Here is an 18,643-nt window from a genome sequence, read left to right on the forward strand (position 1 = left end):
AACTGCTGACGGACCTGAGCCAGCACGCGCATGACCAGCAATGAATGACCGCCGAGCGCGAAAAAGTCATCATGACGGCCGACGCGTGCGACGCCCAGCACATCCGCCCAGATTGCGGCGATTGCCGTCTCGAGCGGACCATCGGCTGCTTCGAAATCATGCTGATCGAAGGCTTCGGCATCCGGCTCGGGCAACGCTCTGCGATCCAGCTTGCCGTTGGCGCTCAGCGGCAAGGCAGCCATGCGCACGAACGCTGCCGGGATCATGTATTCCGGCAGGTTGAGTTGCAGTTGCTGGCGCAGCGCACGTGGGGTCAGGGCAGGGCCGGCAGGTTCACGGGTGGCATCTTCCACAAGATACGCGATCAGTTTAGGCGTGCCGCTGCTGTCCTCGCGAATCACAACCACACTTTCGCGCACTCCCGCGACCTCGGCCAGACGTGCTTCGATTTCGCCCAGTTCCAGACGCAGCCCGCGCAGCTTGGCCTGTGAGTCGTTGCGGCCGAGAAATTCGATATTGCCATCAGCCCGATAACGCGCCATATCGCCGCTGCGGTACAGCCGTTCGCCAGCCACGAACGGACTGTCCATGAAGCGTTCGGCAGTCAGTTGCGGCAAATTCAGATAGCCGCGTGCAATACCTGCGCCGCCGATATACAGCTCGCCCGCAACACCCGGCGGAACCGGTTGGCCAAGCTCATCGAGCAGATAAATCCGCGTGTTGGCCAATGCCCGGCCAATCGGCAAGACCCCGTCGACCTGGCTGGTTGCCTCGAACTCGAAACAGGTGCTGTCGATGCTGGCCTCAGTGACACCGTAGGCCTGAACGATCTGCACATGATCGCCACAAAGCTTGCGCAGTTGTCGGGCGCTGTGCGCAGTCCAGATATCCGAGCCACAGACCACGGTGCGCATGAACGACAGGTCGTGACCCGTTTCTTCCACCCAGGCCAGCAAGGAATTGAGTACGGCAGGCACGAAATCCGCAAAACCGATCGACGCCTCGCGCAGCAGACGGTAAAGCGCAGGCGGGTCCATCAAGGTCTCGCGTGGGCACAGCACCAGTGTGCCGCCGAAACCCAGTGAGCGAATCAGGTCGGCGCTGAATACATCGAAGGAAAACCCGGCCATCTGCAAGTGATTGAGTGGCGCGTGCAGTGCGTACAATTGCGCCCATGCCGCGCTGACTGCGAGCAATCCGCGATGCTCGACCATCACGCCTTTCGGCACGCCGGTGGAGCCCGAGGTGTAGATCACATACGCCAGGTTGTGCGCGCCGAGGGTTTCCACCACGGGGTTGTCGTCGCGTTCGACGAAGGTGTCGCGTTGATCGTCATCGAGCAGCACCCGCGGCAAGTCCAGCGTCGGCAAATGCGCCTGCACATTACGCTGGGTCAGCAGTGCCGACGGCGCACTGTCTTCGATCATGTAGGCCAGGCGCTCGGCCGGGTAAGCCGGATCCAATGGTACATAGGCGGCACCGGCCTTGAGCACACCGAGCACGCCGATCATCATTTCCACGCCACGTTCGACGCAGATCGCCACTCGATCATCCGGGCTGATGCCCAGGCTGATGAGATGATGAGCCAGACGGTTGGCCTGACGGTTCAATTCGGCATAGCTCAAGCGTTGCGACTCGAAGGACACGGCTATGGCGTCGGGCTGCGCCTGAACCCTTTCTTCGAACAGTTGATGAATCGTGCAATCCTGCGGGTAGGGCGCCTCTGTTGCGTTGAGGCCCGCCAGCAGATGCTCGCGTTCGTTGGCCCCCAGCAAGGTGACGTGCTCCAGCACCTGCTGGTCGTCGGCGACCATGGCCTCCAGCACACGCTGGAAGTAGCCCAGATAACGTCGCATGGTGCTCTCATCGAACAGCGCTGTGGCGTACTCCAGCGTGCCGACCAGTTGCTCATCCACCTCGGCCATGTCCAGCGTCAGGTCGAATTGAGCGGTATCAGCGGCCAATTCGATGCTTTTCAGAGTCATGTCGCCGAGCGTCAGATCAGACGCCTCGTTGTTCTCCCACGACAACATCGCCTGGAAAACCGGGCTGTGGGACAGACTGCGTACCGGCTTGATCACTTCAACCACTTGTTCGAACGGCAAGTCCTGATGCGTCTGTGCATCCAGCGTCTGCTGCTTGACCCGCGCCAGCAGCGTCTCTGCCGTGGGCTTGCCACTGAGGTCGACGCGGATCGCCAGGGTGTTGACGAACAGGCCCACCAGCCCTTCGACTTCGCTGCGAGTACGGTTGGCCACTGGCGTACCGATGACCACCTCGTCCTGGCCCGCCAGGCGTCCCAGCAGCCCGGCCCACGCGGCCATGACCGTCATGAACAGGGTGCTGCCGCGGCGTTGGCTCAATGCCTTGAGACCTTGGGTAAGGTCTTTGTCGAAAACGATGGGCAGTGCTGCGCCGGCATAGTCCTGCAGCGCCGGACGCGCACGGTCGGTGGGCAACATCAGCAGCGCCGGAGCGTCTGCCAGGGTTTGCTGCCAGTAGTGACTTTGCTGTTGCAGCAGATCGCCACTGAGCCAGCGACGTTGCCAAACTGCGTAGTCCAGGTATTGCAGATCCAGCGGCGCCAGCGGGTCGTCCTGGCCCTGACTGAATGCCGCATAGAGCGCGGACAATTCGCGGGTCAGCACGCCAATCGACCAGCCATCGGAAACGATATGGTGCAGGGTCAGCAGCAGGACGTGACGGTCCTCGGCCATACGCATCAGGCGGCCACGAATCAACGGGCCCTGTTGCAGATCGAAGTCTTGCAGCGATTCTTCGCTGGCCAGTGCCTGAAGTTTTTCCTCGGCATCCGCCAGCCCTTGCAGATCGTAGATGTGCAGGTTGAAGCCGACATCTGCCGGGCTGATACGTTGCAGAGGCTGTCCGTCATCGCCCTGCATGAAGGTGGTGCGTAAACCTTCGTGGCGCGCAACGAGGTGCTCCAGCGCCCGTTGCATTGCTTCGAGATCCAGTTTGCCATGCAGGCTGAGACCGGCAGGCATGTGGTAGGCCGCGCTGGCGCCTTCCATCTGGGCAAGAAACCACAGACGTTGCTGGCCGAATGACAACGGCCACGCCTGATCGCGTGCCACTGGCACGATGTCCGGCAAGTTGCTGCGCCCGGCCTGGGTAATGGCCACGGCCAGGGTGCTCAGTTCGGGATGGGCGAATAGCGCGGCCAGACCCAGTTCAACGCCCAATTGATGGCGCACCTGGGAAATCAAACGCATCGCCAGCAAGGAGTGGCCGCCGAGTTCGAAGAACTGGTCATGACGGCCCACCTGTTCCAGATCGAGCAGGTCTTGCCAGATCTGCGCCAGCGCAATCTCGGTCTCACCTTGCGGCTCCACGTGTTCGCGGCTGGCATAGGCATTGGCTTGCGGAGCCGGCAAGGCGTTGCGATCAAGCTTGCGGTTCGGCGTCAACGGCAGTTCATCAAGCATTACGAACGCGCTTGGCAGCATGTACTCGGCCAGCTGCGGTGCCAGTTCGGCGCGCAACTCAGCGGCTGTAAGCTGGCTTTGCGGCTGGGCAACCACATAAGCCACCAGGCGTTTGTCTCCCGGATTGTCTTCCCGAGCAATAACCACCGCCTCTTTTACCCCGGCGCAATTGCCCAGACGGGCTTCGATTTCTCCCAGTTCGATACGGAAACCACGCACCTTGACCTGGAAGTCGTTACGGCCCAGGTACTCGATACGGCCGTCGGCCATGTAGCGCGCCAGGTCACCGGTTTTGTACATTCTGGCGTCAGGGTCGTTGCTGAACGGATCCGCGAGAAAACGCTCGGCGTTGACTTCGGCAAGGTTCAGGTAACCGCGTGCCACGCCGTCGCCACCGATGAAAATCTCACCGGCCGCGCCATACGGCACCGGCTGCTGGTGGCTATCAAGCAAGTAGATGCGGGTATTGGCCATCGGCTTGCCGATGGACGCGTTGCCACTGCCTTCGCTGCCGGCTACAGCATCGTGGCTGACGTAAGCGGCGGTGCAGGACACCGTCGCTTCGGTAGGGCCGTAAGTATTGATCAGACGAGTGTGCGCCGGGCGCACTTCGTCCCAGAGCTTGAGCTTCTGTGCCGACAGCGCATCGCCAGTGACGTTGATCAGACGCACATGTTGCAGGCTCTGAGCCGCCAACTGCGGTTGCTTGTGCCATTCGGCCACCAGTGTGTGCCAGTGCGCAGCGGTCAGGTGCAGGACGGTCGGATGAATGCCGTGAGTTTCAGTCCCTTCGCTGCCGAAGACCTCGCGGCTCGGCGCCAGGGTGGCACCCGCCAGCAAGGCCGGGAAGATCTCCTCCACAGACAGATCGAAGTTCAAGGTGTTCTGTTGCAGCACGATGTCGCTCTGGGACAGGGCAAACAGCCGTACCGCATCGACGCTGTAGTTGACCAGGCCGCGATGTTCGATCATCACCCCTTTGGGATTACCGGTAGAGCCCGAGGTGTAGATCACATACGCCAGGTTGCGCACGCCGAGGGCTTCCACCACCGGGTCGTCGTCACGCTCGGTAAAGGTGGTGCGTTGATCTTCGTCGAGCAATACCAGCGGCAATTTCAGTGTCGGCAAGCGCATCTGCAGATCACGCTGAGTGAGCAACGCCGATGGCGTACTGTCCTCGATCATGTAAGCCAGGCGCTCGGCCGGGTAGGCCGGGTCAAGAGGTACGTAAGCCGCGCCCGCTTTAAGCACACCAAGCAGGCCGATCATCATTTCCACGCCGCGCTCGACGCAGATCGCCACCCGATCATCAGGGCCAATGCCCAGACCGATGAGGTGGTGAGCCAGACGGTTGGCCTGGTGGTTCAATTCGGCATAGCTCAGGCGCTGCCCTTGGAAAGCCACGGCGATGGCATCAGGTTGCGTCCGTACCTGTGCTTCAAATAGGTGTTGAATGCACAGGTCCGTCGGGTAGTCCTGGCGGTTCTGGTTGAAAGTCTCCAGTAGCCGGTTGCGCTCGGCGGCGGGCAGCACATCCAGCTGCGTAACGGCCATTTGCGGTGTGTGCGCCAGCGCGTCGGTCAGTTGTTCCAAGGCACACTGCATCATGGCGCACAGGCGTTGCGGATCCGCAGGCTGCACGCCGTGTATCACCAAATCGAGGTCACGACCGTAATCATTGACCGACAAGCACAACGGGTAGTTGGTGCGCTCGGAGCTATCGAGCAGGCGCAGGCCCGGCCATTGCAACTGGCTGTCCTGACCCTGGTGCCGGTAGTTGAGCAGGCTGGAGAACAACGGCACCGCCGTGGACACGCTACTGCAACGCTGGGCCAGGGCCAATGACGCCTGCTCGTGGCTCAGTAACTCGCTGAGATCACGGTGGGTGGCCATGACCAGCTCGTGCGCGCCTTGCGCGGTCAGTTGCACGCGAACCGGCAGGGTGTTCATGAACATGCCCATGGCCCGCTCGGCGCCGACCGTACCCTGCAGGCGGCCAGTGACCACGGTGCCGAACACCACATCATCGCGACCGGTGCAACGGGCCAGCACCTGAGCCCAGGCGACATGGAACAGAACCGCCGGGGACATGCCGCGTTCCCGGGCCTGAGTCCGGATACCTGCGCAGAGGTCACTGCTCAATGTCAGTTCGGCCTCTTCGACGTCATTGCCGTCACCCTGAACTTCCACCAGGTCGAACGGGACGGTGGGTGAGTCGACATCAGCCAGGCGGCGGGTAAAGTAAGCTTCGTGGGCACTTGAAGGGATGGCGAGGGTCTGTGCGACAAACTCCCGATAAGGCTGCGGTGGCAGCAGGTCTGCGCCCTGGCCGCGCATCAGCAGGCGAATTTCTTCGAGTATGAGCTCCAGGGTGACGTGGTCGCTGACCATGTGGTGATCAAGCAGCGCCAGTAGCCAACGATCCGAGTTTGGGTCGCCGGCAACGTAGGCCAGCAGTAGCGGTGCCTGTCGCAGGTCCAGGCGCAGATGACTTGGATCAGTTAGACGATCCACTTGGCTGAGTGCGTCCTCATCCGGCGTCAGGGTGAGGGTATGTACCGAAAATTGCGCCTGGCGGTGCACCACTTGCACCGCTTGCGGCAGGCCGTTCCAATGCACCGAACTGCGCAGGACATCATGGCGGTCGATAACCGTTTGCAGGCCCTCAAGAAAGGCATCGAGACGCGCACGGCAGTCGAACTCGATCATCGAGCGCATCAGGTAGGCGTCGCGTTCACGATTCAGCAGGTAATGGAACAGGATGCCTTCCTGGAGCGGTGCCAGCGGGTAGATGTCCTGGATATTGGCGGCTCCACCGGGAACGGTCGAGGTGATCAGTTCAATATGAGCGGCGCTCAGTTCCACCAGCGGCAACATGTCTGGGGTTAATTGAGTGCAGTTGGCCGGAATGCGGTTGGCCGGTGCCTGGAACAGGGCTTGTTTGTCCTGGCTGATGGCCAAGGCCATTTCACGCACGGTAGGCGCAGTGAATACAGTCTTTACGTTGAGATTCAGGCCCTGCTTGCGCAGACGTTCGATCAGAGAGACGGCCAACAGTGAGTGGCCACCCAGTTCAAAGAAATGATCGTGACGACCGACCTGCTCGACATCCAACAGGTCTTGCCAGATAGCCACGATCTGCTCTTCGGTTTCGCATTGCGGGGCTTCGTAGCCACGGCTGATCAGCGCATCAGCATCCGGGGCTGGCAAGGCCTTGCGATCAAGCTTGCGGTTCGGCGTCAACGGGAGTTCATCAAGCAGTACGAACGCGCTTGGCAGCATGTACTCGGCCAGCTGCGGTGCCAGTTCGGCGCGCAGCTCAGCGGCTGTAACCTGGCTTTGCGGCTGGGCAACCACATAAGCTACCAGGCGTTTGTCTCCCGGATTATCTTCCCGGGCGACAACCACCGCCTCCTTGACTCCGGCGCAATTGCCCAGACGGGCTTCGATTTCGCCCAGTTCGATGCGGAAACCACGCACCTTGACCTGAAAGTCGTTACGCCCCAGGTACTCGATCCGACCGTCGGCCATGTAGCGCGCCAGGTCACCGGTTTTGTACATCCTGGCGTCAGGGTCGTTGCTGAACGGATCCGCGAGGAAACGCTCGGCGTTGACCTCGGCAAGGTTCAGGTAACCGCGCGCCACGCCATCGCCACCGATGAAAATCTCACCGGCCGCGCCATACGGCACCGGCTGCTGGTGGCCATCAAGCAGGTAGATACGGGTGTTGGCCATCGGCTTGCCGATGGTCGCGTTGCCGCTGCCTTCGCTGCCGGCTACAGCATCGTGGCTGACGTAAGCGGCGGTACAGGAAACGGTGGCCTCGGTAGGGCCATAGGTATTGATCAGGCGAGTGTGCGTCGGTCGAATCTCATCCCAGAGCTTGAGTTTCTGCGCCGACAGTGCATCACCTGTGACGTTGATCAAGCGCACATGCTGCAGACGTTGCTCAACGACCTGCGGCTGCTTGTGCCATTCGGCCACCAGCGTATGCCAGTGCGCAGCGGTCAGGTGCAGGACGGTCGGATGAATACCGTGATTTTCAGTCGCTTCGCTACCGAAGATCTCGCTGCTCGGCGCCAGCGTGGCACCCGCCAGCAAGGCCGGGAAGATTTCCTCCACAGACAGGTCGAAGTTCAGGGTGTTCTGTTGCAGCACGGTGTCGGTTGGGGACAGGGCAAACAGCCGTACTGCATCGACGCTGTAGTTGACCAGACCGCGGTGCTCGATCATCACCCCCTTGGGATTGCCAGTGGAGCCCGAGGTGTAGATCACATACGCCAGGTTGCGCACGCCGAGGGTTTCCACCACCGGGTTGTCGTCACGCTCTGTAAAGGTGTTGCGCTGATCGTTGTCGAGCAACACCAGTGGCAAGGTCAGGGTCGGCAGACATTCCTGCAAGTGACGCTGTGTCAGCACCGCCGACGGCGTACTGTCTTCGATCATGTAAGTCAGGCGATCGGCCGGATACGCCGGGTCCAGTGGCACATAAGCAGCACCGGCCTTGAGCACACCGAGCAGGCCGACCATCATTTCCACGCCGCGCTCGACGCAGATCGCCACTCGATCATCCGGGCCGATGCCCAGGTCGATCAGATGATGAGCCAGACGATTGGCCTGACGGTTCAATTCGGCATAGCTCAAGCGCTGCGCCTGGAAAGCCACGGCGATGGCATCAGGTTGCGTCCGTGCCTGTGCTTCAAACAGGTGCTGAATGCACAGGTCTTTCGGGTAGTCCTGATGGTTCTGGTTGAAGGTCTCCAGCAGCAGGTTGCGCTCGGCGGTGGGCAGTACATCCAGCTGCGTAACGGCCATCTGCGGTGTGTGCACCAGCGCGTCGGTCAGTTGCTCCAATGCGCACTGCATCATGGCGCACAGGCGTTGCGGATCCGCGGGCTGCACGCTGTGTATCAACAGGCCGAGGTCACTGCCGTAATCGTTGACCGACAAGCACAACGGATAATTGGTGCGCTCGGAGCTGTCGAGCAGGCGCAGGCCCGGCCATTGCAACTGGCTGTCCTCGCTCTGGTGCCGGTAGTTGAGCAGGCTGGAGAACAACGGCACCGCCGTAGCCATGCCACTGCAACGCTGAGCCAGGGCCAATGATGCCTGCTCGTGGCTCAGTAACTCGCTGAGATCACGGTGGGTGGCCATGACCAGTTCCTGGGCGCCTTGCGTGGCCAGTTGCACACGAACCGGCAGGGTGTTCATGAACATGCCCATGGCCCGTTCGGCACCTATTGTGCCTTGCAGGCGGCCGGTGACTACGGTGCCGAACACCACATCATCGCGACCGGTACAACGGGCCAGCACCTGAGCCCAGGCGACATGGAACAGAACCGCCGAGGACATGCCGCGCTCCCGGGCCTGAGTCCGGATACGTGCGCAGAGGTCACTGCTCAATGCCAGCTCGGCTTCTTTGACGTCGTTGCCGTCGCCCTGAACTTCCACCAGTTCGAACGGCACGGTGGGTGAATCAACATCAGCCAGACGGCGGGTGAAGTAGGCTTCGTGGGCACTTGCAGGGCTGGCGAGGGTCTGTGCGACAAACTCCCGATAAGGCTGCGGTGGCAGCAGGTCTGCGCCCTGGCCGCGCATCAGCAGGCGAATTTCTTCGAGTATGAGTTCCAGGGTGGTGTGGTCGCTGATCATGTGGTGATCAATCAGCGCCAGTAGCCAACGCTCCGAGTTCGGGTCGCCAGCAATGTAGGCCTGTAGTAGCGGTGCCTGTTGCAGATCCATACGCAGACGGCCTGGATCACTGAGACGATCCACCTGGCTGAGTGCGTCTTCATCCGGCGTCAGGGTCAGGGTATGTACCGGCAACTGCGCCTGGCGGTGCACCACTTGCACCGCTTGCGGCAGGCCGACCCAATGCACCGAACTGCGCAGAACATCATGGCGGTCGATAACCGTTTGCAGGCCCTCAAGAAAGGCGTCAAGACGCGCACGGCTGTCAAACTCGATCGTCGAGCGCACCAGATAGGCGTCGCGTTCACGATTCAGCAGGTAATGGAACAGGATGCCTTCCTGAAGCGGCACCAGCGGGTAGATGTCCTGGACATTGGCGGCTCCGCCGGGAACGGCGGAGGTGATCAGTTCAATCTCATCAACGCTTAGGTTCACCAGCGGCAACATGTCTGGCGCTAATTGCGTGCAGTCTGCCGGGATGCGGTTGGCCGGTGCCTGGAACAGGGCTTGTTTGTCCTGGCTGATGGCCAAGGCCATTTCACGCACGCTGGGCGCAGTGAATACAGTGTTTACGTTGAGATTCAGACCCTGCTTGCGCAGACGGTCGATCAGAGAGACGGCCAGCAGTGAGTGGCCACCGAGTTCGAAGAAATGGTCGTGACGCCCGACCTGCTCGACACCCAGCAGGTCTTGCCAGATAGCCACGATCTGCTCTTCGGTCTCGCCTTGCGGGGCTTCGTAGCCACGGGTGATCAGCGCATCACCGTCCGGGGCTGGCAGCGCCTTGCGATCCAGCTTGCCGTTCGGCGTCAGCGGCATTGAGTCGAGCAGCACATAGGCCGTCGGGATCATGTAGGCCGGCAGTTGTTCCTGCAACCAGGCGCGCAGGCTGTCGATGTCTACCGAAGCATGCTCTGCGACCAGGGTGTAATAAGCCACCAGGCGTTTATCGCCCGGCACATCTTCACGAGCAGTGATCACTGCTTCATGGACCGCCGGGTGTTTGGCCAGAGCGGCCTCGATTTCGCCGATCTCGATACGCAGGCCGCGAATCTTCACCTGAAAGTCATTGCGCCCCAGGTATTCCAGCGCGCCATTGGCCAGCCAGCGACCCACGTCGCCGGTTTTGTACAGGCGTGCCTGCGGATCGCTGGAAAACGGGTCGGCGATGAAACGCTCGGCACTTAGCTCCGGCTGGTTCAGGTAACCCCGTGCCACGCCGATGCCGCCAATGTGCAGCTCGCCCGCCACGCCCAGCGGTTGCAGCTGGCCTTGGGCATCCAACACGTGCATCTGAATGTTGGCAATCGGACGGCCGATGGGCACGCTGTCGCCCGGATCTGTCGGACGGCACTCCCAGGCAGTCACGTCGATGGCCGCTTCGGTCGGGCCATACAGGTTGTGCAGCTCAACGCCCTTGAGGTGTTGCTCGAAGCGGCGCTGCAACGCACGGGGCAAGGCCTCGCCGCTGCACAGCACGCGGCGCAGTTGCGGGAAGTCGCGGGTTGAGCGGTGTCCCAGAAACACATCGAGCATCGAGGGCACGAAGTGCAGCAGGGTAATACCCGCGTCACTCATTACCTGCGCCAGGTAGTCAGGGTCCTGATGGCCACCGGGACGAGCCATGACCAGCTCGGCACCGGCCAACAGCGGCAGGAAAAACTCCCAGACCGAAACGTCGAAGCCGAATGGGGTCTTTTGCAGCACACGATCGTTGCTGTCCACGTGATAGGCGTCACGGGCCCAGAGCAGGCGGTTGACCACGCCCAGGTGTTCATTCATCACGCCCTTGGGCTGCCCGGTTGAGCCCGAGGTGTAGAGCACGTAGGCCAGATGATTCGGCTGCAGGCCCAGGGCCTTGGTATCCGGGTTAGCGGACGACTGTGCGGCAAGCTGGGCGCTCTCCTGATGGTCATTCAGGACCAGTATCGGCAGCGTAATGTCCGGCAGGTTGTCTTGCAGATCCTGAGTGGTCAGCAGCGCCTGCGGCGAGCTGTCCTCAAGCATATAGGCCTGGCGGGCGCTCGGCAGGTCAGGGTCGATCGGCACATAGGCGCCACCGGCCTTGAGGATACCCAACAGCGCCACGACCATTTCCGGGCCGCGACGCAGGCTGACCGCGACACGCGTATCCGGCTCAACGCCCAGCTCGATCAGACGATGGGCAAGCTGGTTGGCCTGTTGGTTGAGTTCGGCGTAGGTGAGCAGCGGACCGCTGTCGCCGCTTACGGCGCAGGCATCCGGACGCTGGTCGACCTGTTGTTCGATCAGTTGGTGGATCAGAACATCGCGCGGATAAGGGTGGGCGGTGTCATTGAGGCCCGCCAGCAACAGCTCGCGCTCATCGTCCGGCAGTATCGACAGGCTGTTCAGCGCAGCTTGCGGCGTATGTTCCAGCGCTTCCACGATGCTGCGCAGTGCAACCTGCATGTACTCGCCGATGCGCTGGGCATTAATTTGCTGGACGGCCTGAATGGTGAGCGTGAAGTCATCGCCCAGGTCATCGACGTTCAGGGTCAACGGGTAGTTGGTATGGTCTTCGGTGCCGAAGGACTCGATCCCTTCCCAGGCGGTGGCAGCTTCTGCCGAAACATCGCTCACGACGCTGTGCCGGTAGTTGAGCAATGCACTGAATAGCGGCGTTGGTGCGGCCACACCGCTGCAACGCTGGGCGAGTACCAGCGGAGCATGCTCATGTCCGAGCAAAGAGGTCAGCCGCTGGTGGGTCGCCTTCAATCCCTCGGCCACTGTCGTCGCGTCGATATCGACGCGTAGCGGCAAGGTGTTGATAAACATGCCCAACGCACGGTCGGCGCCATCACCGGCCTGCATACGGCCCAGCAGTACCGTACCGAACACCACCTGTTCACGGTCGGAGACATTGCCCAGCACCCGCGCCCAGGCCAAATGCATCAGGCTCGCGACGCTGACGCCTGCCTGCCGGGCCTGAGCCCGCAAACGCAGGTTCAGTTCGGCCGCCAGGGTCACGCTGGCCTCTTCGAGGTCGCGGCCGCCGTCCTGCACATTCTGCAAACCGAACGGCAGCGTCGGCTCATCGACGTCGCCGAGCATCTCGCGGAAGAACGCTTCGTGCTGTGCCTCGCTGACACCCAGGCGAGCCTGGGCGACATAGTTGCGATACGGCACTGTCTCACCCAACGCATTACCCTGACCGAGCAGGTGCGCCTGAATTTCATGCAGTACCACGGTCAGGGAAGTGGCGTCGCTGACCAGGTGATGGGACAGCAACATCGCCAGCCAGCGGTCGTTGACCGGGTCATGGCTAACGACAATGCGCATCAATGGCGCGTTACGCACATCGAGGCGGTAATGCCGACGGTCGAAGCGCTGGTGTAATTGCTCGTCAACCGGGCCGTCTGCAGGGTCGAGGCACAACTCGGTGACGTGCAGTTCAGCTTGACGCAGCACGACTTGCACCGGTTCGTCGAGGTCTTCCCACAGCACTGCGGTGCGCAGGATATCGTGGCGGTTTATCACGTCTTGCAAAGCGCTGCTGAAATCGTCCAGTCGCGCCCGGTCAGATAGCGCAAACAGTGCTTTCAGGGTGTAAGGGTCGCCCTGTTCGGCACTGATATGGTGGTAAAGAATCCCCGCCTGCAACGGTGCCAGCGGGTAGATGTCCTGCACGTTGGCAGCACCGCCGGGCACGTCCTGCACCACGTGGTCGATCTGCGCCTGAGAGAGGTTGATCAGCGGCAACATCTGCGGGGTGATACGGTCGCAACGTTCGGGAATCAGGTTGGCCGGCACCACGATTTCCGAGTCACCACCGGCTGCTGCCGCCAATGCCGCCACGGTTGGTTGGCCGAACAGCACATGCACATCGGCACTCAGACCGACCTGGCGCATGCGTTGAATCAGTTTTACCGCCAGCAGCGAGTGGCCACCCAGTTCGAAGAAGTGATCATGACGACCGACCTGCTCGACCTTGAGCACGTCGGCCCAGATCGACGCCAGCAGGGTTTCCACTTCGCCTTGCGGCGCTTCGTAACCACGGCTGATCAGCGATTGCGCATCCGGAGCAGGCAGGGCCTTGCGATCCAGCTTGCCGTTTGGTGTCAAAGGCAGGCTGTCCATCTGCACAAACGCGCTGGGAACCATGTAGTCGGGCAGGTGTTCAAGCAACTCTTTACGCAGGTTTTCGGCGGGTGTCGGTTCGCCACACAAGTAGGCCACCAGACGCTTGTCGTCCGGATGTGCAGGGTCATCTGCGCGGGCAACCACTACCACTTCACGCACACCGGCGCACAAGGCCAGGGCGGCCTCGATTTCGCCGATTTCGATACGCAAGCCGCGAATCTTCACCTGAAAGTCGTTGCGGCCCAGGTATTCCAGCGCGCCATTGGCCAGCCAGCGACCCACGTCGCCGGTTTTGTACAGACGTGCCTGCGGATCGTTGGAAAACGGGTCGGCGATAAAACGCTCGGCACTCAACTCTGGCTGGTTCAGGTAACCCCGCGCCACGCCGATGCCGCCAATGTGCAGCTCACCGGCCACGCCCAGCGGTTGCAACTGGCCCAGGGCATCCAGCACGTGCATCTGAATGTTGGCAATCGGACGGCCGATGGGCACGCTTTCGCCAGGATCCGTCGGACGGCACTCCCAGGCAGTCACGTCGATGGCCGCTTCGGTCGGGCCATACAGGTTGTGCAGTTCAACGCCCTTCAGGTGTTGCTCGAAGCGGCGCTGCAACGCGCGGGGCAAGGCCTCGCCACTGCACAATACGCGGCGCAGTTGCGGGAAGTCGCGATTCGAACGGTGTTCCAGAAACACATCAAGCATCGAGGGCACAAAGTGCAGCAGGGTAATGCCCGCGTCACTCATTACCTGCGCCAGGTAATCCGGCTCCTGATGGCCACCGGGACGTGCCATGACCAGCTCGGCACCGGCGAGCAATGGCAGGAAAAACTCCCAGACTGACACGTCGAAGCCGAACGGGGTCTTTTGCAGCACACGATCATTGCTGTCCACGTGATAGGCGTCACGGGCCCAAAGCAGGCGGTTGACCACGCCCAGGTGTTCGTTCATCACGCCCTTGGGCTGCCCGGTGGAACCCGAGGTGTAGAGCACGTAGGCCAAATGATTCGGCTGCAGGCCCAGGGCCTTGGCATCCGGGTTGCCGGTTGGCTGCTCGGTCAGTTGCGCGTTGTCATCGCGACCATCGAGTACCAGCACCGGAAGGTCCAGGGCCGGCAGGTTGTCGTGCAGATCCTGAGTGGTCAGCAGCGCCTGCGGCGAGCTGTCCTCAAGCATATAGGCCTGGCGGGCGCTGGGCAGGTCAGGGTCGATCGGCACGTAGGCGCCACCAGCCTTGAGGATACCCAGCAGCGCCACGACCATTTCCGGGCCGCGACGCAGGCTCACTGCGACCCGTGTATCCGGCTCTACGCCCAGTTCGATCAGACGATGGGCAAGCTGGTTGGCCTGTTGGTTGAGTTCGGCGTAAGTGAGCAACGGACCGCTGTCGCTGCGCACCGCGCAGGCATCCGGACGCTGGGCGACCTGTTGTTCGATCAATTGGTGAATCAGAACATCGCGGGGATAGGCGAGGGCGGTTTCGTTGAAAGTGGCCAGTTGCTGATGCTCGTTCCTGCTCATCAGCGGAAAGTGCGCCAAGGGCGTGTCGTGTTGATTCAGCACAGCTTCAAGCATGGCGAAGATGCGCTGCTGTACGCGTTGCGCTTCCTCGAAGGTGAAGTAAGCCGTGTTGAAGTTGAAATCCAGGTGGACGTCTTCAGAGGGATGGTAATCGCGTACGAAGATCGCCATGGGCGTCTGCTCGTAACCGTTGTCCAGCATCAGCACCCGCGCAGGGTCATCGCAGCCGAACGTGACGTCACCATCGAAGCTTTCGAATGACAGTGAAACATCGAACAACTGGTGGCGTCCGGTTTGCGCCAGCCGCAGGCTACGGTTGAGTTCGGCAATCGGGAAACGCTGGTGGCGGTAAGTGCGACGTAGTTGCGTGCCGATGTTATTCATCAGGTCGACCAGCGTTTCATGCGGGTCGAAGCCCACGCGAATCGGGCTGACCGAAGAAAACATGCCGATGGTGGCCTTCTGACGAGCACTGGTACGGTTATGCACCGGCATACCGACAACGATCTCATCGACGCCTACAGTGCGGCAGAAATAGGTGCTGATCACGCCGACCAGTACATGAGCCACGGACAAGTTGCATTCGCTGGCAAACCGAGTCAGCGCGTTATAAAGCGCGCGGGGCAACATGGCTTGAACCTGGTCACTGGGGGCTGGAACGCTGGAAAGGCCCGCCTTGAAATCTGCTTTGCGTTGCAGCAGAACCGGCGGCAGTTGCGCGTAGGCCTGCTCCCAGAACAGTCGATCACGCTCGTAGCGAGAAGACGTCATGTAGGCCTTGTCTTCCTCAAGGAACGAGAGGTAAGAAGATCCCTCGACAAGCACTTCCTTGCCTTCCAGCAAGCCCGAGTAGACATCGTCCACGGCATGCGCGATCAGCACTGCACCGATGCCGTCGGCAACCAGGTGGTGCAAGCGATTGAACCAGTAATAGAGCTGCGGCCCGCAACGAACCAGACGCGACTCCCAGAGTTGTCCGGTCATTGACTCAAAGGGTTGGCGGAAGGACTCGCGCAGATGCGCAATGGCATGCTCGACGTTGCCGTCGACCTCAGGCAAGTCGGTCACTTCAAGCTTGAACGGCGCCTCGGACAGCACCCGCTGGCCGCCCATCCCGCTCTCGTGACTGAAACTCAGACGCAGCGCGTCATGGCTGTCGATGACCCTCTGGATGGCGTTCTCGAACAGTGCAATATCGATGTCGCCCTTGATCTCCAGAGTCATGCCGATGTTGTAATAAGGCAGGTGCGGATAGGCGAGCTGATCAAGCCAGATACCTTGCTGAACCGAAGCCAACGGAAGAGGCTCTTGCTCTTGCGTGCACAGATTGTCGATCAACGAATTCATCTCAAAGCACCTGTTTGCGAAATCAATTGGCTCGTCTCCGGTCGAAGGGCGGCGCGGCATGGCGCAGGACGACTGCCAGTCGGCGGGAGGATTAAGAACATTGAAAAAAAAATAGAGCATCCACCTGGGGATGTCTGTCATGGGAAGCTGGGACAAGTGCGCGCGGTAGCCTTGCGGGCTGGGGGATCAATGATTCAAGGCTGCGCCGGTATAGACGCCTTGACCGATTCGATTGGCCTGTCGAACGAGGCGCAGAGCGAAGTTGGGGGCCTAAGCCCCCATTTTTTATTCAGTGAGGTATCGAGTGACTGTCAGGCGACGGCGGGCTGAAGAACTTCCTCGATGAAGCGGAAGGCGGTTTGTTTCGATTGCAGGGTGGAGGCGAAGAACGCGAGGTGGCTGCCATCGCGCTCTACGTGCAGCGTGGCGTCCTTGATCGACGCGGCAATATGCCGTGAGCCGCCGATGTGCGTAGTCGAATCGGCATCGCCCGCCACTACCAGGGTTGGCGCGGTGATGCGCGTCAGTCGTGGTGCCAGCTCGGTCTTGTTCAGCGCGTCATTCAAGCGCGCATAGCGATAGAACAACTCGGGATTGACGTAGGGGTAAAGCACCACATGGGCGATGGATTCAGGAGTGGTGGCCAGCGTCGCCTGGTCGAGGAACATCGCTTGCAGGTCAGCAGCCTCACCACGATCCTGAGCAGCGCTTTCCATCAGCCACTCGAAGTTTTGCTGATGGGCGGTGCGCAGGTCGTTGTCGTCCAGGTTGTAATCACCATGCCACAAGCTCAGGGAGTTGACCCGGTCGGCATGTTCGGCAGCGGCGCTCAGGGCGATCACCGCGCCGCCGCAAATGCCCATCAGGTGGGCGGTCGACAACCTGAAGTGATTCATCACGCTGATCATGTCGGCGACCTGGGCATCGGTGTCCACCGCAATCTGGTCGAATGCCTCGCAGTCACCGAACAGCCCTCGGGTTTCCCAGGTCACGACAAAAAAACGCTCGCTCAAGGCATTGAACCAGTCGCGACAGAGATCGAACGGAATGCCGCAGGGCAGTGCCAGAACCACGGGAGGCAGCTCGCGGTTGGCACTGGCATGCACCAGCAAGGGGGCATTGTCACGGGTGGTCAGGTGCAGTGTCTCGATGTGCGGCACTGCACCGCTGAATTCAAAATGCTTGAGCAGTCGATTGAAGGCAGTGACGTCTGCAGCATCGTCGAAGTGCTCGTAGCTGTAGTCGAGCGCTTCACAGATTTTGCGGCTTATAAAGTATTCGAACGACGACAGTTGCGCCTCGCCACCATGCAAGTACTGCAGGGTGCGCACACCGATGCGCGCAAACGCGGCATTAATCGCCCGCTCTGTGGCTCTAACGCTGGAGCATGCCGGCTCTGGCAGCGAGCCGTTGTCCCGGACGAGAAAGCTCAGGCATACAGGATCGGGCAAATTGAGGGCAAGGTGCCTGAGCATCCTCACCGTCTCGCACAGACGCATCGCTGCGTCGGAGGAAATAGTCATGGATCTGTACTCTTTTTGGGCGCTTTTCTCAGGTACGTTGCGCGAGGCTACTGTCGTCTGCCGCAGGCGGGTCAGACGGCTTCGAATTTCTTGCCGCGTGTGGTGTGGGTCACGAGGCGGTTGTATTCAGGTGTTTCGTCACCGATCACCTGCACCGCGCCGTATTTCTCCAGGCTGATGCGACCGCCGTACTCTTCGATGTGATCCGAGTCCGGGTAGATGTGCACGAAAGACGGTACGTAGCGTGACGCGAAACCCATGCGCATTTCCGGTGATTCGCCGCTGTGCGGATAGGAGGCGTGCATCAGCGTTGACCAGAAAATGATGAACTGCCCGGCTTTCATCTGCATGGGCACGGCAGAGGCCTCGTCGGGCTTCCAGTTCTCATCGATCTGCAACTGGCGATAGTCATAACCGAAGAAACCGCGACGCACGCCATCCTTGACCACCGAGTTGTTGGCGTCGGGTTCATAGCTCATGCGCTTGGTTTCGTCGTAGTTCATGCTGTTCTGGGTGCCCGGAATGAACTGCAGGCAACCATTGGCAATGTTCGCGTCGGTGAACGCGGTCCAGACGGTGATGGTGCCGCCAAACTCTTCGTTTTCCGGCCAGATGATCTGCGGCTTGCCGGAGGCGTTGGCGAACGTATCGGCCTGATGCCAGTCGGTGCCTTCATCGCCCGGATATTTGGGAAAGAACTCGGTGCGCCAGCAAAGCACATTAGGACCCAGAATGCTTTCGACACGGTCGCAGATTTCCGGGCGGCAGATGTGGCTGGCCAGGAAGTCATCATCCAGATGGCGGTCGTAGTTGGCGATGTTGGTGCCACCGGAAATGGCGTCCAGATCCTGGTAGGCCGCGGCGCTACGATCGAGCAGGCGCAGACGGGTGCGCTTCCAGGTTTCCTTCATTTCTTCCGGCGAATAGGCGTCAAACGGACCGATAAAACCGTTTTTCTCGAACGAGGCACGCTGTTCCGCAGTTAAAGCGAATTTTTTGCTCATGAGCTTTTCCTTT

3 protein-coding genes (1 of these 3 only partly in view) are annotated in these 18,643 nt (G+C 60.9%); all 3 read right to left on the reverse strand.

Going from position 1 to position 18,643, the window contains the following annotated elements; all coding sequences use genetic code 11:
- On the reverse strand, window positions 1-16,103 hold the 5' portion of the coding sequence (gene syrE / locus BLR20_RS04190) for a non-ribosomal peptide synthetase (protein WP_054994098.1). Its footprint begins 12,268 nt before the window's first position; 16,103 of the gene's 28,371 nt are visible here — the first part of the coding sequence; it begins with the start codon at window positions 16,101-16,103; the stop codon falls past the left edge of the window.
- Window positions 16,104-16,414: 311 nt separating this feature from the next.
- Window positions 16,415-17,626 carry a syringomycin E biosynthesis aminoacyltransferase SyrC gene (syrC, locus tag BLR20_RS04195; protein WP_010438145.1) on the reverse strand — a complete coding sequence of 404 codons (1,212 nt, stop codon included), beginning with the start codon at window positions 17,624-17,626 and terminating at the stop codon, window positions 16,415-16,417.
- A 71-nt stretch (window positions 17,627-17,697) separates the two neighbouring features.
- On the reverse strand, window positions 17,698-18,630 hold the full coding sequence (gene syrB2 / locus BLR20_RS04200) for a syringomycin E biosynthesis L-threonyl-[L-threonyl-carrier protein] 4-chlorinase SyrB2 (protein ID WP_010438141.1): 933 nt from the start codon (window positions 18,628-18,630) through the stop codon (window positions 17,698-17,700).
- Window positions 18,631-18,643: the final 13 nt, after the last annotated feature.

This window comes from Pseudomonas congelans, from assembly GCF_900103225.1.
GTDB classification, from domain to species: domain Bacteria; phylum Pseudomonadota; class Gammaproteobacteria; order Pseudomonadales; family Pseudomonadaceae; genus Aquipseudomonas; species Aquipseudomonas congelans.